Origin of the sequence: Pseudomonas sp. NPDC099000, from assembly GCF_044759925.1 — a bacterium.
Taxonomy (GTDB): domain Bacteria; phylum Pseudomonadota; class Gammaproteobacteria; order Pseudomonadales; family Pseudomonadaceae; genus Aquipseudomonas.
Genome location: NZ_JBIWAF010000023.1, coordinates 36,154 through 62,741, shown reverse-complemented (window position 1 = coordinate 62,741; position 26,588 = coordinate 36,154). Strand labels below are relative to the sequence as shown.

General features: G+C 60.4%; 25 protein-coding genes. 10 read left to right on the top strand and 15 right to left on the bottom strand.

The window, feature by feature from the left end; all coding sequences use genetic code 11:
• Positions 1-936: 936 nt before the first annotated feature.
• Both ACIQV9_RS22420 and ACIQV9_RS22415 read right to left on the bottom strand, forming a co-directional pair.
• Positions 937-2,328 carry a PLP-dependent aminotransferase family protein gene (locus ACIQV9_RS22420; RefSeq protein ID WP_403106056.1) on the bottom strand — a complete coding sequence of 464 codons (1,392 nt, stop codon included), beginning with the start codon at positions 2,326-2,328 and terminating at the stop codon, positions 937-939.
• A gap of 186 nt (positions 2,329-2,514) precedes the next feature.
• Positions 2,515-3,276 (bottom strand): SDR family oxidoreductase, encoded by a 762-nt coding sequence (locus ACIQV9_RS22415; protein ID WP_403106053.1) that lies wholly within the window; start codon positions 3,274-3,276, stop codon positions 2,515-2,517.
• Positions 3,277-3,512: 236 nt separating this feature from the next.
• Here ACIQV9_RS22415 and ACIQV9_RS22410 point away from each other — a divergent pair, with 236 nt between their 5' ends.
• On the top strand, positions 3,513-4,517 hold the full coding sequence (locus ACIQV9_RS22410; RefSeq protein ID WP_403106050.1) for an NADP-dependent oxidoreductase: 1,005 nt from the start codon (positions 3,513-3,515) through the stop codon (positions 4,515-4,517).
• An 89-nt stretch (positions 4,518-4,606) separates the two neighbouring features.
• Here ACIQV9_RS22410 and pyrF read toward each other — a convergent pair whose 3' ends face one another.
• Complete coding sequence (gene pyrF / locus ACIQV9_RS22405; protein ID WP_008148060.1) at positions 4,607-5,305, bottom strand: orotidine-5'-phosphate decarboxylase; 699 nt, start codon at positions 5,303-5,305, stop codon at positions 4,607-4,609.
• A 294-nt stretch (positions 5,306-5,599) separates the two neighbouring features.
• Between pyrF and ACIQV9_RS22400 the strand changes: the two genes are divergently transcribed.
• The 3 genes from ACIQV9_RS22400 to xopAW all read left to right on the top strand — a co-directional run bounded on the left by ACIQV9_RS22400 (position 5,600) and on the right by xopAW (position 8,533).
• Positions 5,600-6,358 (top strand): response regulator, encoded by a 759-nt coding sequence (locus ACIQV9_RS22400; RefSeq protein ID WP_403106047.1) that lies wholly within the window; start codon positions 5,600-5,602, stop codon positions 6,356-6,358.
• Positions 6,358-7,407, top strand: a complete 1,050-nt coding sequence (locus ACIQV9_RS22395; protein ID WP_403106045.1) for a sensor histidine kinase — start codon at positions 6,358-6,360, stop codon at positions 7,405-7,407. The genes ACIQV9_RS22400 and ACIQV9_RS22395 overlap by 1 nt, the downstream gene beginning before the upstream one ends.
• A 277-nt stretch (positions 7,408-7,684) precedes the next feature.
• Positions 7,685-8,533 carry a XopAW family type III secretion system calcium-binding effector gene (xopAW, locus tag ACIQV9_RS22390; protein ID WP_403106042.1) on the top strand — a complete coding sequence of 283 codons (849 nt, stop codon included), beginning with the start codon at positions 7,685-7,687 and terminating at the stop codon, positions 8,531-8,533.
• A 126-nt stretch (positions 8,534-8,659) separates the two neighbouring features.
• Here the strand turns inward: xopAW and ACIQV9_RS22385 are convergent, their stop codons facing one another.
• The 10 genes from ACIQV9_RS22385 to ACIQV9_RS22340 form a co-directional block, all read right to left on the bottom strand.
• A complete protein-coding gene (locus tag ACIQV9_RS22385; RefSeq protein WP_403106039.1) occupies positions 8,660-9,715 on the bottom strand; it encodes an AI-2E family transporter in 1,056 nt (351 codons plus the stop codon).
• Between the two features lie 68 nt (positions 9,716-9,783).
• Entirely contained in the window at positions 9,784-10,590 is an 807-nt protein-coding gene (locus ACIQV9_RS22380; protein WP_403106036.1) for a DUF4892 domain-containing protein, read from the bottom strand.
• A gap of 8 nt (positions 10,591-10,598) precedes the next feature.
• Positions 10,599-11,258 (bottom strand): glutathione S-transferase family protein, encoded by a 660-nt coding sequence (locus tag ACIQV9_RS22375; RefSeq protein ID WP_403106033.1) that lies wholly within the window; start codon positions 11,256-11,258, stop codon positions 10,599-10,601.
• Positions 11,259-11,308: 50 nt separating this feature from the next.
• Positions 11,309-12,163, bottom strand: a complete 855-nt coding sequence (locus tag ACIQV9_RS22370; protein ID WP_403106031.1) for an alpha/beta hydrolase — start codon at positions 12,161-12,163, stop codon at positions 11,309-11,311.
• Complete coding sequence (locus ACIQV9_RS22365; protein WP_403106028.1) at positions 12,160-12,966, bottom strand: alpha/beta fold hydrolase; 807 nt, start codon at positions 12,964-12,966, stop codon at positions 12,160-12,162. Before ACIQV9_RS22365 ends, ACIQV9_RS22370 begins: the two co-directional genes overlap by 4 nt.
• A gap of 199 nt (positions 12,967-13,165) precedes the next feature.
• Positions 13,166-13,609 carry a hotdog fold thioesterase gene (locus ACIQV9_RS22360; protein ID WP_403106026.1) on the bottom strand — a complete coding sequence of 148 codons (444 nt, stop codon included), beginning with the start codon at positions 13,607-13,609 and terminating at the stop codon, positions 13,166-13,168.
• A 31-nt stretch (positions 13,610-13,640) separates the two neighbouring features.
• Positions 13,641-15,308, bottom strand: coding sequence for an AMP-binding protein (locus ACIQV9_RS22355; RefSeq protein WP_403106023.1), 1,668 nt, complete (start codon positions 15,306-15,308; stop codon positions 13,641-13,643).
• Positions 15,309-15,500: 192 nt separating this feature from the next.
• Positions 15,501-15,956, bottom strand: coding sequence for a phosphohistidine phosphatase SixA (gene sixA, locus ACIQV9_RS22350; protein WP_403106021.1), 456 nt, complete (start codon positions 15,954-15,956; stop codon positions 15,501-15,503).
• The gene (locus tag ACIQV9_RS22345) at positions 15,953-16,300 is read right to left on the bottom strand and encodes a DUF4389 domain-containing protein (protein WP_403106018.1); all 348 of its coding nucleotides are present in this window, start codon (positions 16,298-16,300) and stop codon (positions 15,953-15,955) included. Before ACIQV9_RS22345 ends, sixA begins: the two co-directional genes overlap by 4 nt.
• 23 nt (positions 16,301-16,323) lie before the next feature.
• The gene (locus ACIQV9_RS22340; protein WP_403106015.1) at positions 16,324-17,349 is read right to left on the bottom strand and encodes an NAD(P)H-dependent glycerol-3-phosphate dehydrogenase; all 1,026 of its coding nucleotides are present in this window, start codon (positions 17,347-17,349) and stop codon (positions 16,324-16,326) included.
• 196 nt (positions 17,350-17,545) lie between these two features.
• Between ACIQV9_RS22340 and ACIQV9_RS22335 the strand changes: the two genes are divergently transcribed.
• The 6 genes from ACIQV9_RS22335 to ACIQV9_RS22310 all read left to right on the top strand — a co-directional run bounded on the left by ACIQV9_RS22335 (position 17,546) and on the right by ACIQV9_RS22310 (position 25,065).
• Positions 17,546-19,669, top strand: coding sequence for a TonB-dependent receptor plug domain-containing protein (locus ACIQV9_RS22335; RefSeq protein ID WP_403106012.1), 2,124 nt, complete (start codon positions 17,546-17,548; stop codon positions 19,667-19,669).
• A complete protein-coding gene (locus ACIQV9_RS22330; RefSeq protein ID WP_403106009.1) occupies positions 19,670-20,602 on the top strand; it encodes an ABC transporter substrate-binding protein in 933 nt (310 codons plus the stop codon).
• Positions 20,599-22,500: an ATP-binding protein gene (locus tag ACIQV9_RS22325; RefSeq protein ID WP_403106007.1), complete on the top strand. Its 1,902-nt coding sequence runs from the start codon at positions 20,599-20,601 to the stop codon at positions 22,498-22,500. The genes ACIQV9_RS22330 and ACIQV9_RS22325 overlap by 4 nt, the downstream gene beginning before the upstream one ends.
• Positions 22,501-22,748: 248 nt before the next feature.
• A complete protein-coding gene (fabA, locus tag ACIQV9_RS22320; protein ID WP_008148022.1) occupies positions 22,749-23,264 on the top strand; it encodes a 3-hydroxyacyl-[acyl-carrier-protein] dehydratase FabA in 516 nt (171 codons plus the stop codon).
• 11 nt (positions 23,265-23,275) lie between these two features.
• Positions 23,276-24,496 (top strand): beta-ketoacyl-ACP synthase I, encoded by a 1,221-nt coding sequence (gene fabB, locus ACIQV9_RS22315; RefSeq protein WP_134419046.1) that lies wholly within the window; start codon positions 23,276-23,278, stop codon positions 24,494-24,496.
• Positions 24,497-24,876: 380 nt separating this feature from the next.
• Positions 24,877-25,065 carry a hypothetical protein gene (locus ACIQV9_RS22310; protein WP_010457086.1) on the top strand — a complete coding sequence of 63 codons (189 nt, stop codon included), beginning with the start codon at positions 24,877-24,879 and terminating at the stop codon, positions 25,063-25,065.
• Between the two features lie 70 nt (positions 25,066-25,135).
• Here ACIQV9_RS22310 and ACIQV9_RS22305 read toward each other — a convergent pair whose 3' ends face one another.
• Complete coding sequence (locus ACIQV9_RS22305) at positions 25,136-25,678, bottom strand: DUF2058 domain-containing protein (RefSeq protein WP_403106002.1); 543 nt, start codon at positions 25,676-25,678, stop codon at positions 25,136-25,138.
• 28 nt (positions 25,679-25,706) lie between these two features.
• Positions 25,707-26,540, bottom strand: a complete 834-nt coding sequence (gene mazG / locus ACIQV9_RS22300) for a nucleoside triphosphate pyrophosphohydrolase (RefSeq protein ID WP_403105999.1) — start codon at positions 26,538-26,540, stop codon at positions 25,707-25,709.
• Between the last annotated feature and the right edge of the window lie 48 nt (positions 26,541-26,588).

The window sequence follows — 26,588 nt, the reverse complement described above, 5'->3', positions numbered from 1 at the left end:
AGCACGCTGGTGCAGTTGCTCATAGACGGTTTTTTCCTGGGCCAACAGACCGGTGTACTCAGTCAGTTTTTCGCTAAAACTGGTGATGTGACCTGCCACTTCGTTGAGGACAGTCTGATAGCCCTCATCCTTGACCGTGGTTTTCAACTGCTCGGCCTGAACCTGCGCCTGATCGGCCTGCTCGATCTTGCCCTGGCCTGCGCTGTCATCACCCTTGCGGCTCTGGTCCAGACGCACACGTGCTTCGTTCATGGCCTGCAGCATCAGCCGCGACACCTGGCTGACCTGATTGGCTTGCTCGATGAACTGCCCGCCGTCCTTGCCTTCGGACTCCTTCAAGGTATAGGCGCCATCGTCGGCAAGCCCTGCTTGCAGGACATCCAGGTTATTGGCCACGCTGGACACCGACCAACTGGCCATTTCAAGGGCCAGGTCCTTGGCCTGACTCAGTGAGACGAATTCGTCGAAGGCCTTGCGATAAGCCCTCAGGGACTGCTCGACGTCATTCATCACCGGCACGTTGGCCGCTGACGCAGCCTTGAGCTGCGTCGCCAGGGCGATCAGGCCATCCACGCCCTGGTGCAGGGCATCGACGGTTTTCGGGTTGCCGTGCAAGGCGTAATCCTGTTCAAGCAACCGTACCTTGAGCAAACCGCTGTTGAGCGAAGACATCTGCTTGAGCCCGTCGAAGCGATGACTGATGGTTTGCAGGGACCAAACGCCGATGGCTGCCACCAGGGCCGTCAGCAGCAGCACCAAGACAAACCCGACACCCATTTTTTTTGCCATACCGAGGTTGGCAAAACGTCCTTGCACGGCCGAAATCATTGCACTTAGTCCCCTGACATAGTCTGTTGACGCAGATTCGCAATGGGCATGGGCCAGCACAAGTCTCTGGCGTTGGAATAATGGCAAAAAGCTACGCCCACGTCGTTTTCAGAACGTTTTAGGTCGATTCGCAGCGGTTGCCTGAAAAAATGCCCGGGCACGAGGATCGCAGGCATAAGCCACGTTGATACGCTGCCAATCATTCGCCTGGCCGTCAGGACTGAAGGCAGTGGCAGAAGACAGCAGCACACCGAAACGCCTGGCCTGTTTGCGCACCTGAGCGTAGTCGGACATCCGCGATCGCGCCCAGATAAACAAGCCTCCGACCGGTTTGCCGAAAACCTCCCACTCGGCGTCTTCGAGCACTTGCAAGGCCGCCTCTCTGTCCGCGTTCAAACGCTGGCGCTGACGCTGGACCAGTTTGCGGTACGCGCCGCTGGTCAGCAGGCAAGTCAGCACCGACTCGCAGAACCTTGAGGCGCCCATGCTGCTGATCATCTTGACCTCGGCCAGCCGCGATACAACCCCTTCACTGGCCACGACAAAGCCGACCCGCAATGAACTGCTGAGGGTTTTCGAGTAGCTGCCGACGTAGATCACGTTGTCATCGCCCCCCAACGCAGCGAGGCGCGTGCCGGGGCCGTAGTGCAAATCCGCATAGACGTCATCTTCAATCACCAGCACGCCATGGGTCTTGGTCAACTGCAAAACCTGCTGCGCCACTGCGGGCGTCAGGCAACTGCCCGTCGGGTTGTGGTAGAAACTATTGATGAATAGCGCGCGGGGCCGGTGCTTCACCAAAAGAGCTTCAAGTTGCGCCGTGTCGGGCCCGCGCGGGGTACGCGGCACCTCGATCATCGTCACGCCGTGCAGCCTGAGCAGGTCAAACAACAGTGGATACCCCGGACTTTCCACCACCACGCAATCACCCGGCTTGAGCAAGGTGCGCACGATCAGGTCGAGGCCCTGACTGGCACCAGCGGTGGTCAGAATACGGTTTTCGTCCACTTCGATACCGAGCTGTCCAAGACGTTTGAGAATTTGCAGACGCAAGGCAGGCAGGCCTCGGGAGGTGCTGTAGTTGAACAACCCGGCCATGTCGGTACGGCTGACCTGACGAATCGCGTAGCTCAGGTCGTCAGTTTCGCGCCAGCTTTCAGGTAGCCCGCCACAGCCCAATTTAAGTTCGCCAGAGAAGCCGCCCTGTTTCAGTTCCGCCCCTTCGAACCAGAGGCAATCCTGTTGCCCTTGGGTGGCCAGCGTTGGCGTGGCGACAATGAAACCGGCGCCATGACGCGACGCCAGCACACCTTGAGTCACCAACCGTTCACAGGCTTCGACGACGCTTGACTGACTGAGCAGATTGACCCGCGCGATGTGCCGCGCAGAAGGTAAACGCGTCCCTGGCAGCACCTCGCTCTGACGGAGCCAGACGGCCAACGCGTCGACGATTTGCTGTACGACCGGCACCAATGCCTGTCGATCGATTCTCAATTCCATGAGCGAGCAAACTCCTGTCCATTTGCGGGGGGCAGTTAATCACAGGTGCGCTGGATCGGATGTGCGACAACGCCGCCAAAACCCTCGGTTCTAACCATTTGAAACACATTGTCCGTCCTCTTCCACGGCACCATGAAAAAACCCGCACGTATGCGGGCTTTTTCCTACAGGGCAGGTCTTGATGGGTCAGAACGCCGTGACACCACCGTCCACTGCCAGCGAGTGGCCTGTGGTGAACGCCGCGCCATCGCTGCACAGATACAGCACGGCGCTGGCGATTTCCTCGACCTTGCCGATGCGGCCGACCGGGTGCATGGCGTTGGCGAACTCGCCCTTCTTCGGGTCCGCTTCATAGGCACGACGGAACATGTCGGTGTCGATCACCGCCGGGCACACCGCGTTCACGCGAATCTTTTTCTTGGCGTATTCAATCGCCGCCGACTTGGTCAGACCGATCACCGCGTGTTTCGACGCCGCGTAAATGCTCATCTTCGGCGCCGCACCGAGGCCCGCCACCGAAGCGGTGTTGACGATTGCGCCGCCACCCTGGGCCAGCAGCAACGGCAACTGGTACTTCATGCACAGCCAGACGCCTTTGACGTTGACGCCTATGATCGCGTCGAACTCGTCGAGGGTGCCATCAGCCAGTTTGCCTTTCTCGATCTCGATGCCGGCATTGTTGAAGGCGTAGTCCAGACGGCCGTAGGTATTCACCACCTCATCCATCAGATTTTTTACATCGCTTTCCAGCGTGACGTTGCAACGCACGAAGGTCGCTTCGCCGCCCGCTGTACGAATCAGTGCCACAGTACCTTCGCCCCCGGCCGTGTCCATGTCGGCCACCACCACTTTCAACCCTTCAGCGGCGAATGCCTGGGCGGTCGCGCGGCCAATACCGTTGGCAGCGCCGGTCACCACAGCGACCTGGCCGGAAAACGTCATGCTCATTGTTATGCCCTCAAAGAGAAGAATGCGGGGGATCGCGTGTTCTCAGTCTAGCCACAGGGACGTGTGACACGGCAGCACTATCAGAAGCCCGGTTGAGTGAGCATGAGTTGCAGTGATAGAACTGCGGGACTGACTATCACTGCACTGGATCGACGTGCATTCGCCGCATCAGCCAAACTTGCGGCATCGATCATGAAGGTCTATCAACAAGGCTTCATTCATCTTGAGTGCCTGTCATGACTACCCAGACCAATCGCCAGTTCCTGCTCGCCAAACGTCCGGTGGGCGCGGCTACCCGCGAGACCTTTACCTATCAAGAAGTGCCAGTCGGCGAACCGGCTGCGGGTCAGATCCTGGTCAAAAACGAATACCTGTCCCTGGACCCGGCCATGCGTGGCTGGATGAACGAGGGCAAGTCCTACATTCCGCCGGTCGGTATCGGCGAAGTCATGCGCGCATTGGGTGTAGGCAAAGTCGTTGCCTCGAACAATCCCGGGTTTGCAGTCGGGGATTACGTCAACGGCGCCTTGGGCGTGCAGGATTATTTCCTTGGCGAGCCACGAGGTTTCTACAAGGTCGATCCGAAACTGGCACCGCTGCCCCGTTACCTGTCCGCGCTGGGCATGACCGGGATGACCGCCTATTTCGCGCTGCTCGATGTCGGCGCACCGAAGGAAGGTGACACCGTGGTGCTGTCCGGCGCGGCCGGTGCAGTGGGCAGCATTGCCGGGCAGATCGCCAAGATCAAAGGCTGCCGCGTGATCGGCATCGCGGGCGGCGCGGACAAGTGCAAATTCCTGATCGACGAACTGGGTTTTGACGGCGCCATCGACTACAAGAGCGAAGACGTGCATGCCGGCCTGAAACGTGAATGCCCGAAAGGTGTGGACGTGTATTTCGATAACGTCGGCGGCGATATTCTCGACGCGGTGCTGGGTCGCTTGAACATGAAGGCGCGGGTGGTGATTTGTGGCGCCATCAGCCAGTACAACAACAAGGAAGCGGTCAAGGGCCCGGCCAACTACCTGTCGTTGCTGGTCAACCGCGCGCGAATGGAAGGCTTCGTGGTGATGGACTACGCCGCGCAGTTCGCTGCCGCCGGACAGGAAATGGCCGGGTGGATGGCCAAGGGGCAGCTCAAGAGCAAGGAAGATATTGTTGAAGGACTGGAGACGTTCCCGGAGACGCTTATGAAGCTATTCAGCGGCGAGAATTTCGGAAAGTTGGTGTTGAAGGTTTAAAAGCTTCGCGGGCAAGCCTCGCTCCTACAGGTACGGTGGTGCCCTTGTAGGAGTGAGGCTTGCCCGCGAATGGTTTGAGCAGTCGCCGCTTAAGCCAGTTCGGCGACTACGGCAGCCAACGCCTTGGCCGGATCCGCCGCCTGGCTGATCGGACGGCCAATCACCAGATAATCGGAACCGGCATCCAGCGCCTGACGCGGGGTCAGGATACGGCGCTGATCATCCTGGGCGCTGCCCGCCGGGCGAATCCCCGGGGTCACCAGTTGCAGCGACGGGTGCGCCGATTTCAGGGCCTGGGCTTCCAGGGCCGAGCACACCAGACCGTCCATCCCGGCTTTTTCCGCCAGTGCGGCCAAGCGCAGCACCTGCTCCTGCGGCTCGATGTCCAGGCCGATACCCGCCAGATCTTCACGTTCCATGCTGGTCAGCACGGTCACGCCGATCAACAGCGGTTTGGGGCCGGTACGCTGATCGAGCACTTCCCGGCAGGCGGCCATCATGCGCAGACCGCCGGAGCAGTGCACGTTGACCATCCACACGCCCATTTCCGCCGCGGCTTTAACCGCCATGGCGGTGGTGTTCGGGATGTCGTGGAACTTGAGGTCCAGGAACACTTCGAAACCCTTGTCACGCAGGGTGCCGACGATTTCCGAGGCGCAGCTGGTGAACAGTTCCTTACCGACTTTGACCCGGCACAGCTTAGGGTCCAACTGGTCGGCCAGCTTCAGTGCGGCGTCACGGGTGGGGAAATCCAGGGCGACGATGATAGGAGTCTGGCAGGCGGACATGTGCGGGCTCTCAGGCAGGACGAAATCGGCGCGCATTGTAGCGGAACCAGCGCCACTGCGGGACCCGATGATCGGTAAAATCGTCCCGAAGACTCCAGCAAGACTAGCCCCTGCGGCGATTGTGTCGAGTTCGATACACACACGACACGCCCACAACACCCTTCCTCGCTACCCTCGGCAGCCGCAACACGTCCTTACAGCACTTCCCGCCTCCGGGCCGGACGCCTATGCTGGAACCACAACCTCGCAGCCCATCTTTGTGGTTGGCAGCCTACCTGGCAGATGAACGCACGCATGCACAGCACCCCAGCCCCTCTGAACGACGATCAAAAAGCACCCGCTGACGACAAACGCTGGAGCATTCGCGCCCTGATCGTCGACGATGACGTCCCGATCCGCGAACTGATGATCGACTACCTGGCCCGGTTCAACATTCACGCCAGCGGCGTCACCGACGGCGCCGCAATGCGCCTGGCGTTGCAAGCAGAGCGTTTCGACGTGGTGGTGCTCGACCTGATGCTGCCCGGCGAGGACGGGTTGTCGCTGTGCCGCTGGCTGCGGGCCGAATCGGACATTCCGATCCTGATGCTCACCGCGCGCTGTGAACCCACCGACCGGATCATCGGTCTGGAACTGGGCGCCGACGACTACATGGCCAAGCCGTTCGAACCAAGGGAACTGGTGGCGCGGATACAGACCATTCTGCGTCGAGTGCGCGATGATCGCACCGAACAGCGTGGGAATATTCGCTTCGACAACTGGCGCCTGAACAGCGTGCTGCGCCAATTGATCGCCGCCGATGGTTTGGTGGTGCCGTTGTCGAACGCGGAATTCCGCCTGCTCTGGGTGTTCATCGAACGTCCGCGTCGGGTGCTCAGCCGTGAACAACTGCTGGACGCCGCCCGTGGTCGTTCGATCGAAGCGTTTGATCGCAGCATTGACCTGCTGGTCTCGCGCCTGCGCCAGAAGCTCGGTGATGACCCGAAAGCCCCGCAGTTGATCAAGACCGTTCGCGGCGAGGGTTATCTATTCGACGCAAGAGACATCGGCTGATGCGGGCGCGCTTCGATACGCTGTTCGGCCGCCTGTTTGGCGTGCTGCTGCTGGCGATCATCCTGGCGCACTTGTTGGCGTTTGCCTGGTTTCACCATTACGGCCCACCGCCTCCGCCGCCGCCACCGGAGTTTTCCGAAGGCATGGACGGACAGCGTCCGCCGATGGACCCGCGTTTCGAAAACCGGCCGCCGCGACCGTGGTTTGGCGGACCGTTGGTGCCGCTGACGTTCCAGTTTGTCTCGCTGATCATCGCCGCCTGGTATGGCGCCAAGCTGCTCAGCCGGCCGATCCAGCGGCTGAGCGACGCCGCCGAACGCTTGAGCGAAAACCTCGACAGCCCGCCGCTGGATGAGTCCGGCCCACGGGAAGCCCGGCAAGCGGCCTACACCTTCAATTTGATGCAGAAGCGAATTATCGAGCAGGTGCAGCAGCGCTCGCGGATGCTCGGCGCGGTGTCCCACGACCTGCGCACGCCGCTCTCTCGCCTCAAGCTGCGGCTGGAGCAGATTGAGGACGACAAGCTGCAAGGTCAGATGCGCCAGGATCTGGACGACATGATCAGCATGCTCGACGCCACCCTCACCTACTTGCACGAACAGCGCACCAGCGAAGCCGGGCAATGGATGGATGTGCAAGCACTGGTGGAATCCTTGAGCGAAAACGCCCAGGACCAGGGGGCCGACGTCCAGGCCAGCGGCCACTGCGCGCCGCTGCAAGTGCAGCCGATGGCTTTGCGCTCATGCATCAATAACCTGCTGGACAATGCCCTGCGCTATGCCGGGCACGCGCTGATCACCCTCGAAGACAACCGTGAGCAACTGGTGATCCGGGTCATCGACCACGGGCCGGGTATTGCGGCGGACAAACGTGAGGCGGTGTTCGAGCCGTTCTTTCGGCTGGAAGGTTCGCGTAATCGCAATTCGGGCGGCGTCGGGCTCGGTATGACTATCGCCCGCGAGGCGGCGGAACGATTGGGTGGGCAGTTGAGCCTGGAAGAAACGCCCGGCGGCGGCCTCACCGCCGTCATCCGCCTGCCCCGCACCTGAGCCACACACCAATCCCTGAGTGAGCCTTTGTGGCGAGGGGGCTTGCCCCCGTTGGGCAGCGAAGCGGCCCCGGCATTTTACTTGCAAACTGCATTTACAGATTTTGCGACTGCTTCGCAGCCGAACGGGGGCAAGCCCCCTCGCCACAAAAGCAACCTTTGCACTTCCTGCACATGTGTACCGAACGGTACAAACCTCACACACCCACGACACCTTGCTCCTTGACGCTGCATAAGCCGGTGCACCCGCCGGTTTTCCATTCCAGGGAGTGAGCCCAATGATTGGTAGCGTCAGCAACTACACGAGCTATACCAGCACCAACAGCACCTCGACCAACAGCGCCCGCAGCCAGCAATTCCAGAAAGAACTGTTCGCCAAGCTCGACAGCAACAGCGACGGCGCGGTGGATCAGGACGAGCTGAAGAGCGCTCTGTCGCAGAAAACCGATGATGGTCTCCTGGTCAGCCTGAGCAAGAACTTTGGCGACCTGGACAGCGACGACAGTGGCAGCCTGAGCAGTGATGAAATGGCCGCAATGGCACCGCCGCCACCGCCGCATGACCAGGCACCCAACACCGAACTGGCCGACGCGCTGATCAACGCCCTGGACGCTGACGGTGACGGCGCCATCAGCAGCGACGAATTGAGCAACGGCCTGACTAATGCCGGCAACAGTGCCGACAGCACAGAAATCTTCTCGGCCCTGGACAAGAACGAAGACGGCATCGTCAGCAAGGACGAACTCGCCGCCAGCCTCACCCCTCCGCCACCGCCACCACAGCAGGTATCCAGCGAAGAACTGTTCAGCCAGCTCGATACGGACAGCGATGGCAGCGTGACCGCTACCGAATTGAGCAGCGCGCTGCAGGCCAGCAACAGCACCTCATCAACCAGCACCGACACCAGCGCTGCGTTGCTCAAAGTGCTGGACAGTGACAGCAGCGGTGGCGTCAGCAGTGATGAACTGAACGCGGCGCTGCAAGCGGGTCGCGAAAAATCCAGCGACAGCTCCACCGACCAGTTCAACGTCAATGAAGCGCTGAACAAAATGATCGCCAACCTGAGCAAGCAGTATTCGCTCGATAACGTGGCGAGCGTGGGCAAGTACCTGAACGTATCGACCTAAGTCAAAAGCTTCGCGGGCAAGCCTCGCTCCTACAGGTCATATGCCGTCCACTAATCCGTGTACAACATCAAACCTGTAGGAGCGAGGCTTGCCCGCGAAGAGGCCCTAAGCCTCAACCAAAAAACCTCAGGGCCGGCGATCTTCTACCCGCGCATGACTCTTGCTCCAGTCCGTCAACAGACTGTACGCAACCGCCAGCAACGTCGGCCCGATAAACAAGCCGATAAACCCAAACGCAATCAACCCGCCAAACACGCCCAGCAACACGATCACCAACGGTAGATTCCCGCCACGGCTGATCAGGTACGGCTTAAGCACGTTGTCGACGCCGCTGATGATGAATGTGCCCCAGATCCCGAGAAACACCGCCATCCCGTACTCGCCTTTCCAGGCCAGCCACGCGGTGGCCGGAATCCACACCAACGGTGGCCCCATCGGAATCAGGCTGAGCATGAAGGTCACGATGCCAAGCACCAGTGCTCCGGGCACCCCGGCAATCAAGAACCCGATCAGCGCCAGGACTGCCTGCGCCGCCGCTGTGCCGATCACTCCGTTCACCACCCGCTGCACCGTCCCGGCCACAAGTTCGCTGTAGTACCCGGCGCGATCACCGATCAGGCGCTCCAGCAACCCATGGACAAACGCCGCCAACCGAGGCCCGTCGCGATAAAAAAAGAACACAAAGACAATGCTCAGTGTCAGCTCGAGAATGCCGCCGCCAATCTGCGCGCTGCGTGCCAGCAGCCAGTTACCGACCTGACCCAGATAAGGTTTGACCGCCACCATCATCGCCGCGCCTTGCTGGTCGATGCTGTTCCAGATCACCACCAACCGCTCGCCCACCAAGGGAACACCGCCCAGCCAGGTCGGCGCTTCCGGCAAACCATCCATCTGCACATCCTTGATCAACGCCGTGGCGTCACGCACGTGGTCCGCCAGGTTGAACCCGAGCCATACCAATGGCACCGCCACCAGCAACATCCAGCCCAGTGTCAGCACCAGCGCGGCCAGGGATTCGCGGCCATTGAGCCAGCGGGTCAACAACCGCATCAGCGGCCAACTGGCGAACGCCAGCACCGCGCCCCAGAACAAGGCCGACCAGAACGGCGCCATCACCCAGAGGCTCGCGCCAAACAGCACCAGGAGCAGGATCTGCACCAACAGCCGATCGTTATTGAGCATGTAGGTTCTCGAAAAAATCAGTCAACAAAGAACAGGCAAACGCAAAAGACGCGTTTGCCTGATGAAGCTTATCGCAACAGTTCGATGTGCAGGCCAGGGCTTGCAGCGCTGCCGGCTTCCATCCGTGCGGAGCGTACACCCTGCCCGATCAGTGCCTGGCGCCAGGCTTCGGCATTCGGCCCGGAAACACTGACCCGCAAGGTTGTGTCGAGGTTCAAGCCGCGAGAAATCAGGCGCAGCCAGGTTGCATCAGGTTCGGTGCTCAATTTGGGGAAATCGAGTTCACCCGTACTTTTCAGCTCTCGCAACAAGGTCGCCGACGTCGGCAGCAAATCACCCAGCGGCGCAGCGGCGTCGAACTGCTCGACGTGCAGATAGGCTTTGCGATTGCCGCGAGTGATGCTGTAAAGCGCGACGAGCGTGTTGTCCTTTGGCGCCGCCAGTCGCAGCAGCAGGTACGCCTGCTGATCATCGGCGCCATAGAGCTTGGCGTTAGTGAACACTTCATTGGCCCACAGGCTGCTTTCACCGCAATCTCGCGCCTGGCACCAGAACAGTAACTCGGCGCCCTGCTCCTGCAACGCTTCACGTGCAGCGGTAAAGGCGTCGGTTGACGAATGCTCCGGCGGCAATTCATAGGTCACCGATGTCGCCGTTCCCCGGGCGCTGACCTGGCCATCGAAACGCAACTGGCCGCTGATTTTACGGATCGAACCCAGAGGATAAATCCGCTCAAGCTCAACGCCGGGGCGATAGTCGACGATCTGCGCATCGGCCATGCGCGGCACGATCGGCAAATCCTGACTGCCAGGGACATCGGCGGCAAACAACAAGGGACTGAAACAACACAGCGCCAACACACTGAATGAACGCATGGATAGACTCATCGGATCAGCATGGCCTGGGCACCCTTGACGACACTGGCATCATCGATGCGCTCAGGCACCAGCAGACCACGCTGGACCGCCGGACGCGCTTCCATGGTTGCCATCCAGCGTTGCAAGGCCGGCAAGCCGTCCACCTCGACACCGGACCACTCATGGCCACGCACCCACGGATAGGTGGCAATGTCGGCAATGCTGTACTCGTCCGCCAGAAACTCCACGGCTTGCAGACGCGTGTCGAGCACTTCATAGAGGCGACGGGTTTCATGTTGATAGCGGTCGATGGCGCCCTGGAGTTTTTCCGGGAAGTAGCGGAAGAACACGTTGGCCTGGCCCTGCATCGGCCCGATCCCACCCATCTGGAACATCAGCCATTGCAGGACGACCGAGCGTCCCTTGGGGTCCTTGGGCAGCAGTTTGCCGCTCAGTTCAGCGAGGTAAATCAGGATGGCGCCGGATTCGAACACGGCGAAATCGCCGTTGGCGCGGTCGACAATCGCCGGAATCCGGCCATTGGGATTGATCTTGAGGAAGTCCGGTGACTTCTGTTCCTTTTTGTCGAAACTCAAGGCGTGCACCGTGTAGGGCAGGCCGAGTTCCTCGAGCACGATAGAGACCTTGTGGCCATTCGGGGTCGCAGCGGTGTAGAGATCTATCATGGTTGTCTCCCATTTCAACCCGCCCAGCCTCGACAGTTGCCCGGCGCAAGTCAAGGAACGGCGAAGAACCGATTGAAACAGTCTGCGACAAGGTCGGCGCCGGGTTCGTCATTCAGGTGCAAATGATGGCCGCCAGGCAGCTGTTCACGGCTAAAGGGTAGACGCTCCAGCAACTCGGAATGTTTGGCGAGCATGCCGTCAGCTGCAACCACCAATAACGCAGGGCAACTGATCCGCTGGACGAAGGCCATCGCCTGCTCGGTTGTAAGACGCAGGGGCGATGGCAGTGTGAGGCGGTTGTCGGTGCGCCAGGTATAACCGCCTGGCACCGGCATGAGTCCACGTTGGGCCAACAGCTCGGCGGCTTCGCGACTGACCGCCACCAGACCTTTCATGCGCGCCTCGATGGCTCGATCCAGGGTGTTGTAGACCGGTTTGCGTTTTTCCCGCAAATCCAGTTGCGCTTGCAGGGCCATGCCCATGCGTTCGGCGGCATTTTCGCCTTTGTCTGTAGGAGGAATGATGCCGTCAATCAACGCCAGATGCGTGACGCGCTCCGGCATCGACCCGGCAACAATCAACGAAGCGATCGCCCCCATCGAGTGCCCCATCAGTGCAAAACGCTTCAGGCCCAACTGCTCGGCGACTTGCAGCACGTCGTGGGCGTAGTCCCACATCGCGTAACCGGCACCGATCGGGCGATGCCCGGAGTGACCGTGACCGGCCATGTCCAGGGCGATGATGCGCAGGCCTTTGAGCTTCGGCGCCAGCCGGGCGAAGCTGTTGGCGTTGTCCAGCCAGCCGTGCAAAGCGATCACAGGCAAGCCGTCTTCGGGGCCGAACAGGTGCGCGGCCAGCTCGATGTGCGGCAGGCTCAGGCGAACTTCCTCGACGACGTGGCTCATGCGCAATCCTGCTGGCGACGACCTTCCCAGCGGCTGAACAGGTTTTTCAGCAGCGTGGCGGTGTCTTGCGGACGTTCGAGGGGAAACATGTGGCCGCCGGGCATGGTCAGGGATTCACCCAGCGGCATACGCCCGACGGAGCTTGCGTGATGACGCATCACCACTCGGCTCTTGTGCCCGCGCACCACCGCCAGTGGCACTTTCAACTGCCGTGCCAGGCCTGGACTGGTGTGCGGGACGCCACGGTAGATGCTGATTTCCGTCGCCGGGTCGAAACGCAGGCGCAGCTTGTCGCCGACTTTTTGCAAACCGTGTTGCAGGTAAGCGTCGAAGCACTCGGGATCGAAGCTGCGGAACAGGGTTTTGCCGGCGAAATAGAGGCGCGCCGCTTCCAGATCGGCGAACTCTTCCCGGCGTCCCAATGTACGGCCGGCGGGGGTCAGGCGGTCGATGAAACCGAAACGCTTGGCCGCACGGATCACCCACTGATCGGCGCGGGTCAGCACCGGCGAATCGAGCATCACCACGCCGCGGTACAACTCAGGGCAACGCAACGCCGCGTGCAGGTGCAGCACGCCACCGAAGGAATGGCCGACGCCCCAGACCGGTTCCGGTTGCTGTTTGAGGTGATGGATCAGCTCATCCACCAGATTGCGCCAATTGTCGTCCGCCGGAAAACGCGGATCGTGGGCGTGCTGTTCCAGATGCGTCACCTGATACTCGGGCGCCAGCGCCGCGAACAACTTGCCGTAGGTGCCCGAAGGAAAGCCATTGGCGTGGGCGAAAAATATCTGTTGCGACATACCGGCAAATCCATGAGCGAGAACAGGGGTTGATTGTCCGCAAGACGCGAGGCTGCGGCAATGACTGTAAGTGCCAGGAATGATGACAGTCCGGTCAGGGGCATGTCGCAAGACGTGCACCTGATGAAGTTCCCTGTAGCAGCTGTCGAGCCCCGGACGCAGCCTCACCGGGGCTCGACAGCTGCTACAGGGGGGCGTTTCAGCGAGTCGGTGGATTCTCGCCCAGCGGCACGACCGCCATGGTCAACCGCGACACACAGCTGGCCTTGCCCTCGTCACTGCTCAAACGGATATCCCAGACATGGGTCGTGCGACCAAGGTGAATCGGCTTGGCCACCGCCGTCACCCGCCCGCTGCGCAGTCCGCGCAAGTGGTTGGCGTTGATTTCCAGACCCACGCAATAGAATTTGCTGGCATCGATGCACAGGTAACTGGCCATGGAGCCGACCGTCTCGGCCAGCACCACCGAGGCGCCGCCGTGCAGTAAACCGTAAGGCTGGTGGGTGCGGTGGTCGATGGCCATGCTCGCGGTCAGGGACTCGTCATCAAAGGCTTCGAAGCGAATATCCAGTACTTCGCCGATGGTGTTTTTCTGGATTGCGTTCAACTGCTCGACGTTGGGAGTGGTACGCCACAGACTCATCTTGCTTTCCTTTGTTGGTTTTATTCGCGGCTCAATCCTGCCACAGCACCGCCTCGCTGCGCTCGCTCCATTCTTCGAAGCGCGCGCCGTAAGCCGCTTCGATCACGTTGCGCTTGATCTTCAGGGTCGGCGTCAGGAAGCCGTTTTCCACCGCCCAACTGTCCTTGACCACCACCAACCGACGCAACCGTTCATGTTTGTCGAGCACGCCATTGACCTCCTCCAGCAGTTTTTCCAGGCTTGAATGCAGCCCTGCCCGCGCCGCGCCCCCAGCGTCCTGCTGCCCGGCCGCCGACAGCACGCACAACCCCAACGGCGCACTCAAACCATCGCCGACCACGCACACCTGTTCGATCCGCGAATGCACCGCCAGACGGTTTTCGATCGGTGCCGGGGCGACGTATTTGCCTTTGCTGGTCTTGAAGATTTCCTTCAGCCGCCCGGTCAGGCGCAGGTTGCCTTCGGCATCTTGCTCGCCCTTGTCACCGGTGCGCAGGAAGCCGTCCTCGGTGATGGTTTCTGCGGTTTTCTCGGGCTCCTTGAAATAGCCGAGCATGGTTGCACCGCTGCGCACCATGACTTCGCCGTTATCGGCGATCCGCACTTCAACTTCCGGGCAAGGCTTGCCGATCCAGCCGGGTTTGTTCTCGCCAGGCCGGCCGATGTGGGAGTAACCGCAGCTTTCGGTCATGCCATAGACCTCCAGCACATCCAGCCCCAACTTGCGGTACCACAGGAGCAATGACTGCGGCACAGGCGCCGCGCCGGACAACGCCACGCGCAACGCATCCAGCCCTAACCCTGCGAGCACTTTGTGCCCGACTCGCTTGCCGATGAAGGGCAGGCCGAGCAGAAAATCGAGGCGTTTTGCCGGGATCTTGCTGTACACGCCCATCTGGAATTTGGTCCAGATCCGCGGCACGCCAAACAACGCAGTGGGTCGCGCACGCTGCAAATCCGTGAGGAAGGTGTCGAGGCTTTCGGCAAAGAACACGGTTTGCCCGGTATAGATCGACGCCAGCTCGACGAACATCCGCTCGGCAACATGGCACAGCGGCAGGTAAGACAGCAGTCGATCCGACTCGTTGAGGCCAAACAGCTGGGTGCCGCGGGTGGTAGCGAACCCCAGATTGCCGAAACTGTGCATCACGCCTTTGGGCAGCCCGGTGGTGCCGGAGGTGTAAATGATGGTCGCCAACTGATCGGCGGCGGGTTTGGGGTCGTCCTGGATCGGTGAGCTGCGTTGGAGGTCGGCCCAACTGAAATCGAAGGTGCCGGGTGGATGCAGTGGCAGGCTGATGGTCGGCAGATCGGCGCTGACCCCGCGAGACATGCCCGGCCAGTCATCGAGCTTGCCGATGAATGCCAGTGCCGCTTCTGAATGTTCAAGCACCTGTGCAACGGACTCGGCGGTGAGGTTCGGGTACAGCGGCACCGAAACGTGCCCGGCCATCCAGATCGCCAGGTCGGCAATGATCCAGTGGGCGCAGTTTTTCGAGATCAGGGCGATGTGACTGCCTTGGGGCAATTCGCGGGCCCGCAGCCAGTGCGCGGCGCAGCGAGCCTGGTGGCCGACATCGGCCCAGGTCAGGGTCTCGACTTGTCCGCCGCCGGTAGGCTGGACCAGATACCGCTGGCGGGGATGACGGGCTTCGCGCTCGTAAAAGACGTCCAGCGGCAAACGAAAAGCAGCAGACATGCGACTCGCTCCTTTATTTTTGGTCTGGAGCAAGCGTAGTCAACCAAGCGGTTGCTTGGTTGACTATTTCACACAAAAAAACAGGAACGCCGCCCACCTTGTAGGAGCGAGGCTGCCCGCGAAGGGGCCTTCAAATTCGCCAAAAGCTTCGCGGGCAAGCCTCGCTCCTACAAAAAGCCAAAGCCAACGCAGCTACGGGTGTTTGATTCCGTTGAGCTTCATCGAACCTATCAGCAGTTCAGCGCTCTCGAGCTCGGCCAGGCCAGCGGTGCTGACCCTCTCTGGCGGATAGCCGGCGCCATGCTGCAAGTAACTCAACAAGTTCCCCACCAACGGGTTGTGACTGACCAGAAGGACGTCACTTACCGACACGAGTTGGTCGGCCACCTTGTCTGGATCAGTGTCCGGAGTCAGCCACTCGACAGTGCGTATTTCCGGTTCGAAACCCAGTGCTTCTCGCACCAGCTGAGCGGTTTCCTGCGCTCTCAGATAGGGGCTGGCATAGATCGCTGTGAGCGGCTTGCCGATTAACCGGGCAGCACTGGTCAGCACTTCCTTGCGACCATGTTCCGTCAGTGCGCGCTCCGAATCGTGTGGCTTGGAACCGTGTGGCTCGGCTTCACCATGACGCAATACCCAGAGTTTCATAGTTTCGGCTCCTCATCTCGGGCCGGATGTGGCGCTGGCGGCACGGCGTGCGGCGCTTCGCCTTCCGGTGTACGCGGCGTCGGCCAGTCGGCGAACGGCCAGGGTTTCTGGTCGCTGTGGAAGGTGCCGAAACGACCGATCTGCGCCAGGAACTGGCTCAGGCTGTCGCCGAAGTTCATCAGGCTGGCGCTCGGGGCGCCATAAATCAAACGATAGATCAGTTGCACCAACACCACCGCGCCGAGGATGAACTGCGCCACTTGCCAGACCAGCAAGAAGACGATCATCCATAACACCCGCATCAGAATGGACTCGTAGGTGGCCTCTGTTTTCGGATCGTTCATGTGCATCTCCCTGAAAAGCGTGATCAGTTGAAACCGCTGGTGGAAATGAAGTCGACATCAGTTTTGGGTTCGCCGCGCATCAACAGTTCAATCACTTGGTTGAGCGTGCGCCCTTCGAACAGGATCGCGTGCAGCCCGGCGACCAGCGGCATATAGACGCCCACTTCCTGAGCCTTGGCCTTGAGCACTTTGAGCGTGTTCACGCCTTCGGCGACTTCGCCCAGACGGGTCACCGCGTCTTCCAGGCTCAACCCCTGGCCAAGGGCGAACCCGACCTGATAGTTGCGGCTTTTCGGCGATGAGCACGTGACGATCAAGTCGCCAACGCCCGCCAGCCCCAGGAAGGTCATCGGGTTCGCGCCCTGATTCACCGCGAAGCGAGTCATTTCCGCCAACGCCCGGGTGATCAGCATGCTCTTGGTGTTTTCGCCCATGCCCAGCGCCACCGCCATGCCGGCGATGATCGCGTACACATTTTTCAGCGCCCCGCCCAGCTCCACGCCAAAACGGTCGGCGCTGGCGTAAACGCGAAAGGTGCGGCCATGCAGCGCTTCCTGAACCCGTTGGCAGAGTTCTTCGTCTTCGCTGGCGACCACGGTGGCGGTCAGCGCGTGTTCGGCGATTTCACGGGCCAGGTTCGGCCCGGACAGTACGCCGATGCGCGCTTGCGGGGCGATTTCTTCGAGGATCTCGCTCATCAGCTTGAACGTGTGGGCTTCGATGCCTTTGGTCAGGCTGACCAGCAATTTGCCGCTCAACCGTTCGGCGTGCGGGACCAATACCGAGCGCAGCGCGCTGGACGGCAGCGCGACAAAGCACAGGTCGCAAGCGTCCAGCGTCGCTTGCAGATCGGTCACCGGCTCTACCGCCGGAAGAATCTTGATGCCTTTGAGGTAACGCGGGTTCTCGCGATTGACCCGAATGGACTCGGCCTGTTCGGGGTCACGCATCCACTGCCGGACCTGATGCCCGTTCTCGGCCAGCAGATTAGCCACGGCGGTACCAAAACTTCCGCCTCCCAGGACCGCAATTGGGCGCTGTTCAGTCATATGCAATCCGTTAATCCATACCAGTGGCGATGTCGGCATTATACGGAGCGTCCCAGTGGCGGCCAGCCCCCGCATCAATTACCGACACTTGTAGGAAGAAGACCAATAAATCCTAGGAAAATGCCGGCATCGTGAATGGAAAAGTCGACGAGCTCGGTTAACATGCGCGCCAACTGATCGTTATCAAGGACGTTTCGTGTCGTTTGGCTCCCCATCACCCCGCTCGCCGCTGGTTCTGGCACTGCTTTTCAGCTCGCCATTGCTGGCCGACGACTTGTTCCTCGACAACGAAGCGCTACCGCAAGTGCTCACGGCCACCCGTCTCAAGCAGTCGCCGGCCGCCGTCCCGGGAAGCATGACGGTGATCGACAGCGAACTGATCAACGCCAGTGGCGCGCGGGACATCAGCGAATTGCTGCGCCTGGTGCCGGGCATGATGGTCGGCAATATCAGCGGCAATCAGGCGGCGGTGAACTACCACGGCACTAACGCCACGGAAGCGCGGCGCATGCAGGTGCTGATCGACGGCCGTTCGGTGTACCGCGCCGGCCTGGCCACGGTGGACTGGAGTGATATTCCGGTGGCCATGGAAGACATCGAGCGCATCGAGGTTTTCCGCGGGCCCAACACCGTCAGCTATGGCGCCAATGCGCTGATGGCGGTGGTTAACATCATCACCCGCAACCCGGCCGACAGCCACGGCACGCGGATGAAAGTCACCCGTGGTCAGCGCGGCATCAATGACTTTTATGCCAGCCAGGGCCTGGGCTGGGACGGCGGCGACCTGCGCCTGTCGCTGTCCGGCCAAGAAGATGATGGCTTCGACACCGACCGCAATGGTGCGGATTATCGCGACAGTCGCCGCTTGAACCGCTTCAACCTTGCCGTCAGCCAGACGCTGAATGAAAACCAGAGCATCGACTGGCAATTGAACGCCAAGGACGGGACCAACCAGCGGCCTTATACCTACAGGCCAGTGTTCTCCGGGATTACCGCGGCCGGGAACAATTCCGACGTCGTTGCCAAGGACTACGCCGGCTCGTTGCGCTGGAACCTGGATATCAATCCTGATCACAGCCTTTATATCCAAGGCTCGGCCCAGCACTGGGACCGTCAGCAGACCTGGCGCGCCTGCGATGCGGAAGTTTCGTTCAGCCCGGAGCTGACCGAACTCTGGCAGCTCAACCCGAACTACACCGAACGCCTGGCGCGCAACATGGAACGCTTTACCGGGCCTGGCGCACCGGCTGGCACAGCGACCGAACGGGCGCTGGGCAATCAAGTGCTGGCGCAATGGCGCAACGGTGCACGGCAAACCCTCTGTGGCGACATCGACCAGAGCGCCCGGGAATCGCGCTACGACCTCGAACTGCAAGACACCCTCAGCCTGTCCGACAGTCTGCGACTGGTCAGCGGCATGAACTATCGTTACGACCGGGCAGATTCCGAGACCTACTTCAATGGCACGCTCGACGACACCACCTGGCGGGCATTCGGCCAACTCGAGTGGCGTGCCACCGAGCACTGGTTGCTTCAGGGTGGAGCCATGTTCGAAGACACGCAATTGACCGGCAGTTCGCTGACCCCGAGGGTGGCGGTCAATTACTTGATCAACCCGCGTCACGGCCTGCGCGCGGTGTACTCGGAAGCCGTCCGCTCACCGGACATGTTCGAGAACAACGTCAACTGGAGTTACCAGGTGACCAACCTGCGACCCAGTGCCTACGGCCAGACCAGCGCCCGCTATTTCGTCAAGACCCGCGGCCCCGGCGACCTCGAACAAGAACGCATGCGCTCGCGCGAGCTGGGCTACAACGGCTACTTCGCGGAGCTTGGGCTGACGGTCGATGTGAAGCTGTTCTACGACGAAATCAGCGGCATGATCAGCGAACCGCTGCGCAACAATCAGTACATCGCCAGCAATTCCAACAGCTCGCGTTTCAAGGGCACGGAAACCCAACTGGACTGGCGCCTGAGCAGCGCCGACCGGCTGCGCCTGACTTACGCCTACGTCGATGCCGAGGCGAGCAACCCGCAAGATGAGCAACTGACGGCGCGCAACAGCGGTTCCGCCGGTTGGCTGCGCAATTGGGGTCACGGCTGGAACAGCGCCCTCTTCTATTACGGTAACGACGCCCTCAACGGCTACCGCTTTGAACGCGTCGACACGCGCATCGCCAAACGCATCGGCCTGGGCAAGGCCAGCCTGGAACTGGCCGGTGTGCTCCAGCAACGCCTCGACCATCAACCCACCACCTTCGTCGACAACAACTACGACGAGCGTCGGGTGCTCTACTTCAGCGCGGAGCTGACGTTTTAAATGCTGCATCGCCGGTCGCGGAAGTCGCCAAGCCTTGGCCGCCTGCTGGCAGGGTTGTGCCTGGCGTTTGCCGGCCTGCTCGGCAGCCTGTCGGCACAAGCCGCCGACATTCTGCTGACCGGCGCCGAAGACAGTCCCGGCGTGCAATCCTTTGTGCAGGCGCTGAGCGGCATGCGCCCTGCCGACAGCGTGCGTTTCCAGGCACTGGACAGTTTGCCGAAGCCGGGCAAACTACCCGCCGATACCCGTTTGATCCTGCTCGATCTGCCGAGTCTCGACTGGCGCCTGCAAGAGACACAAGGTCCGCCGACGCTGGTGCTGCGCATCAGTCGTCTGCAAGCCCACCAACGTTTCGGCGCTGACTTTCCATCGCACCTCAGTCTGCTCTGGAGCGATCCGCCGCTGGATCGGCAATTGCGCCTGACCCGGCTCATCCTGCCCGAGGCCCGACGCATCGGCGTGCTGTACGACAGTCACAGCGAATTCCTGCTCAAAGAATTGCGTCTGTCGGCGCAAGCGTTGGGCCTTGAAGTGATCGCCGAGCGATGGGACAACACCAACGACAGCCGCCCCTTACAGGATTTGCTGAGGAACTGCGATGTGCTGCTGGGCCTCGACGACTCCGATTTGTACAACCCCAAGACCGCAAAAAACCTGCTGTTGAGCAGCTACTCGCGACAACTTGCGCTGGTCGGCCCTAACGCCGCGTTCGTCAAGGCCGGTAGCCTGGCCAGCACCTACAGCGATCAGAACGATTGGCTGGAAGTGCTCGACCAATTGCTCGATCGCCCGCCCACTGGCTGGCCGCGTGCGTTGTATCCGCAACACTTCAAAGTGTTAAGTAACCCGCAGGTGGCTCGTTCATTGGGTATTGAACAGGTGACTGAAGCGTTTGTCGCAGCACAGTTGGCCGAAGGAGAACGCCGCCCATGACCTTCCGTCGCGGTTGGGACATCAATACCCGCACGCAGATCATCAGCCTCGGCCCTGCCCTGTTGCTGACGTTGCTGCTGATCAGTTTCTTCACCTTCGTGCGGATCCAGGACCTGCGCCAAGAGCTCAACCACACCGGCCAACTGATCGCCAACCAATTGGCCCCCGCCACGGAATACGGTGTGATCTCGGGCAACAACGAGGTGCTCGAAAGCTTGCTCAAGGCCACGCTGGCCACACCCAACGTGCGCTTTCTCGAAGTCCAGGACAGCGCCAACCGGATTCTGGTGTACGTCGAGCAACCGTCGGAAACCCATGCCCGCTCGCATCAGGTCGAAGTGTTCCAGGCGCCGGTGCGGCTGCAACGGATCGCCCTGAACAATGATTTCTTCCAGGGCAGCAAAACCGTCAACACAGCCCCGCCTGAGGACTATCTGGGCCGGGTGATCGTCGGTTTGTCCAATGACGCCTTCAGCCAGCGTCAGCAGGAAATCCTGTTCAAGGCCGGGATTCTCGCCTTGTTCGCGCTGCTGTTTACCTTTCTGGTGGCCCGGCGCCTGGCCGGCAGTCTGTCGCAGCCGATCCGCGACATCGGCCACGCCGTGAAGGCAATCCAGGACGGCGACTACAAAACGCCGCTGCCGATCGTCGATGACACTGAGTTGGGCGCGTTGTCGCAGCACATCAATAACCTTGCGCAGGGCCTCGAGCAAGCCAGCCGTGAGCAGCATCAGGCGATGGCGCAATTGATCCAGACCCGCGAAGAAGCGGAAAAGGCCAACAACGCCAAATCCGACTTCCTGGCGATGATGAGCCATGAACTGCGCACGCCGATGAATGGTGTGCTGGGCATGCTGCAACTGCTGGAAACCACCGACATGACCGAGGAGCAGATCGAGTATGCGGCGCTGGCTTCGGAGTCCACCGAACACCTGCTCAAAGTCATCAACGACATTCTCGACTTCTCGCGCATCGAGCGTTCGGAACTGGAGCTTGAACACATTCCGTTTAACCTCGCGGATCTGATCAGCAGCTGCGCCCAGTCGTTCCAGCACAGCGCGGCGCAACGCCGGCTCGATCTGGCCCTGGAGATTCCCGAGGACATGCGCGCGTTGCAGGTTCAGGGCGACCCGACGCGAATCCGGCAGATTCTGGTCAACCTGGTCGGCAATGCACTGAAGTTCACCGAGCAAGGCCACGTCAGCATCGAACCGCAATGGCAGTCACTGGATCACGAACTGCTGTGGTTCACCTGCACCGTGCGCGACAGCGGGATTGGCATCTCGGCCGAAAGCCTGGAATTGATGTTCAATGCGTTCCAGCAGGCCGACAGTTCTATTTCAAGGCGTTACGGCGGCACTGGGTTGGGATTGCCGATTGCCCGCACCCTGGCCGAACGGATGGGCGGCACCTTGCGCGCGCAGAGCGAAGAAGGCCGGGGCTCGGTGTTCACCCTGGAAATTCCGCTGGCCCTCTATAAGCAGTCGCTACCGGAATTGAAGCCACGAACACAGGCCGGCGACGGCCATGGCGAAGGGCGCAATGTGCTGCTGGTGGAGGACAACCCGGTCAACCAGACCGTCATCGAAGCAATGTTGCGCAGTCTGGGCTTTACTGTCAGCGTTGCGACGGATGGCGCGCAGGCGGTGCGAAGTGCCGAGAGCCTGATTTTTGAAGCGATTCTGATGGATTGCCGACTGCCGATTATCGACGGCTACGAAGCGACCCGCCAGATCCGCCAGTTACCCGGCTGCGCGGACTTGCCGATCATCGCCCTGACCGCCAATGCGTTGCAGGGCGATCGTGAAGCGTGTTTATCGGCTGGAATGAACGATTACCTGGCCAAGCCCTTCAAACGCACTGATCTGCAGCAAATTCTGCAGCGCTGGGTGCAGTAGTGCAGGCCTTTCGACCATCTGCGACTGGCGTGAAAGGCGAAAGTGCGGCAGTCTTAGGCACCCGAACAGGCCCGAAAAGGGGCTTGAATAATAATTTCAGTGCACAAGTGTACATTCATGTCCTTGGTGCTGTGACTTTCACCACAACGCAATAGTCTATGAGTAGGCTGCTGACTCGAGGCATGAACGCCTCGGTCGGCCGGGAAGATTTGCCCCACCCTGCCGCATGGGACTATTGAGGAGCTCGCATGACCCAACAAAACGCCTTTACTCGGGAAGACCTGCTGCGCTGCAGTCGCGGTGAGCTGTTCGGCCCAGGTAACGCACAACTGCCCGCCCCGAACATGCTGATGGTGGATCGCATCACCCATATCAGTGCCGAGGGTGGCAAGTACGGCAAAGGTGAATTGGTCGCCGAGCTGGATATCACTCCGGACCTGTGGTTTTTCGCCTGCCACTTCGAAGGCGATCCGGTGATGCCAGGCTGCCTGGGCCTCGACGCCATGTGGCAACTGGTCGGTTTCTTCCTCGGCTGGCAAGGTCTGCCGGGCCGTGGCCGTGCGCTGGGTTCGGGCGAAGTGAAATTCTTTGGTCAGGTCCTGCCGACCGCCAAGAAAGTCACCTATAACATTCAGATCAAGCGCGTGTTGAAGGGCAAGCTGAACCTGGCCATCGCCGATGGTTCGGTCAGTGTCGACGGCCGCGAGATCTACACCGCCGAAGGCCTTCGGGTCGGCGTTTTCACCTCCACTGACAACTTCTAAGGGTTATCCGCATGCGCCGCGTCGTTATCACTGGTCTGGGCATCGTATCGTGCCTGGGCAATGACAAAGAGACCGTCTCCGCTAACCTGCGTGCAAGCCGCCCTGGCATCCGGTTCAACCCGGAATATGCCGAAATGGGTCTGCGTAGCCAGGTTTCCGGCTCCATTGACCTTCCCCTCGAAGAGCTGATCGATCGCAAGATCTATCGCTTCGTCGGCCACGCGGCGGCGTACGCCTATCTGGCCATGAAAGACGCCATCGCTGACTCCGGCCTGACCGATGAGCAAGTCTCCAACCCGCGTACCGGCCTGATCGCCGGTTCCGGTGGCGCCTCCACGCTGAACCAGATGGAAGCGCTGGACATCCTGCGCGAGAAAGGCGTGAAGCGCGTTGGCCCGTACCGCGTCACGCGGACCATGAGCAGCACCGTTTCCGCTTGCCTGGCGACGCCGTTCAAGATCAAGGGCCTGAACTACTCCATCGCGTCTGCCTGCGCCACCAGTGCTCACTGCATCGGTACCGCCATGGAACAGATCCAGATGGGCAAGCAGGACATCGTGTTCGCCGGCGGCGGTGAAGAAGAGCATTGGAGCCAGTCGTTCCTGTTCGACGCCATGGGCGCACTGTCCAGCCAGTACAACGAAACCCCGGAAAAAGCTTCCCGTGCCTACGATGCCAAGCGTGACGGTTTCGTCATCGCCGGCGGTGGCGGCATGGTCGTGGTCGAAGAGCTGGAACACGCTCTGGCCCGCGGCGCGAAGATCTACGCGGAAATCGTTGGCTACGGCGCGACCTCCGACGGCTACGACATGGTCGCCCCAAGCGGCGAAGGCGCCATCCGCTGCATGCAGATGGCCATGTCCACCGTTGACGCTCCGATCGACTACCTGAACACCCACGGCACCTCGACTCCGGTCGGCGACGTCATGGAAATGAAAGGTGTGCGTGAAGTGTTCGGCGACAAGGCTCCGGCCATCAGCTCCACCAAGAGCCTGTCGGGTCACTCCCTGGGCGCCGCCGGCGTTCACGAAGCGATCTACTGCATGCTGATGATGGAAGGCAACTTCATGGCGGGCTCCGCCAACATTGACGAACTGGACCCGGAAGTGGCAGACATGCCAATCCTGACCAAGACGCGCGAAGATGCCACCATCAACACCGTGATGAGCAACAGCTTCGGCTTCGGTGGCACCAACGCCACCCTGGTACTGAAGCGCTGGCAGGGTAAGTAATACCCCGTCGCTTCGCTGCACACAAAAACGCCCCGACTGGTTCGGGGCGTTTTTTTTGTGCCTGGAAAAATATGCACTGCAATGCTTTTTGTAGGAGCCAGGCTTGCCGGCGAAGGCGCATTCAAGGACGCCTTCGCCGGCAAGCCTGGCTCCTACAGGTAGCGCGCTCTACCCGCGATATAGTCACGGCGAACATGAAGCTTTTGTCATGAAACTCAATGCCCTGCGACCGAATGCCGTGTGTTTGGCGGGCTGCAGGACTTTTGCCGATTTCGCGAAAATTCGTTGCCGAACTCAGTCGTTTACTTAGCAAGCTACCAAAATATATAACTGAGTCCTGCACACGTCTTGCTGCAGATAACAGAGATTGGAGCTAGCAGATGACTGTAAAAGTAACTGAACGCGACGATTCACATAAATCCCATGAAGGCATCGCCGCCGGTATCCGGATCTGGGATGTACATCAACAAGACATGCTGGTGGGGATGTTTCATTCCGAAACCGACGCCCACAGCTACAAGGCCGAACTGGAAAAACAGGAGCAGCAACGAGCGCTCCGATCCGCATAAGCAATGACAGCATTGAAAACGACAAACCCCGCCATGAGCGGGGTTTGTCGTTGTTGCAGCCGTTAAAGACTTACCACATCAGATCGTCAGGGATCTGGTAGGCCGCGTACGGATCGTCCTCGGCAGCGACTTCTTCCGTCTTGACGTTCAGCTGCACGATCCGCTGCGGATCGCGCTCCTGGATCTTCAGGGCCGCTTCACGCGGGATTACTTCGTAGCCGCCGGCATGGTGCACGATCGCCAGGAAGCCATTGCTCAGCTGGTTGCGCATCAGCGTGTTGACGGAGATGCGCTTGACCTTCTTGTCGTCAACAAAGTTGTAGTAGTCCTCGGTGGTCAGCTTCGGCAGGCGCGAGACTTCGATCAATTGCTTGATCTGCGCTGCGCGGGCCTTGGCCTCGACTTTCTCCTGTTGCTGACGGTTCAGCTCCTGGTCGCGCTTGACCTTCTCGGCCATGGCTTCCTGAGCCGCACGCTGCTGCGAGTCATCGAGTTCAATCTGGCCTTTGTGGGCCAGGCGTTGCTGCTTCTGCTTCTCTTTGCCGACCTGTTTGGCCTGCTTTTGGTTGACCAGCCCTGCTTTGAGCAACTGGTCGCGAAGGGAAATGCTCATGGTGCTTATTTCTCACTTAGGCAACTGCTCAACCGCAGCTGGGCAAATTCTTTTCCTGACGTTTGGCTTCGCCCCACAAGGCGTCCAACTCTTCGAGGGTGCAATCTTCCATGGGACGGTGGGTGTCGCGCAATGCCTGTTCGATAAAACGGAAGCGTCTTTCAAACTTGCTGTTGGCGCCACGCAGTGCGGTTTCCGGATCAACCTTCAAATGACGCGCCAGATTGACCACGGAAAACAGCAGGTCACCGACTTCATCGGCAATCGCTGCCGAGTCATTGTCGGCCATGGCTTCGAGCACTTCATCGAGTTCTTCACGAACCTTGTCCAGCACCGGCAAGGCGTCGGGCCAGTCGAAACCGACCTGCCCTGCGCGCTTCTGCAACTTCGCTGAGCGGGACAACGCCGGCAGTGCGGCGGGTACGTCATCGAGCAAGGACAGTTGTTCAGGTGCGGCAGATTTCTCGGCACGCTCTTCAGCCTTGATCTCTTCCCAGCGTTGCTTGACCTGTTCTTCACTCAGACGCGGAACATCCAGCGGCGCGTACAGATCGCCCGTGGGAAACACGTGAGGATGACGACGGATCAGCTTGCGGGTGATGCTGTCGATCACGCCGGCAAATTCGAAGCGCCCTTCTTCCCGGGCCAACTGGCTGTAATAAACCACCTGGAACAGCAAATCGCCCAACTCACCCTGCAAGTGATCGAAGTCACCGCGCTCGATCGCGTCGGCGACTTCGTAGGCTTCCTCGAGGGTGTGCGGGACGATGGTGGCGTAGGTTTGCTTGATGTCCCACGGGCAGCCGAACTGCGGGTCGCGCAGACGGCTCATCAGGTGCAGCAAGTCTTCAAGTGAATACATCAATTAGTCTCTACATCTGCAACGCGGTGCGTCGGGCAAACTACAAAC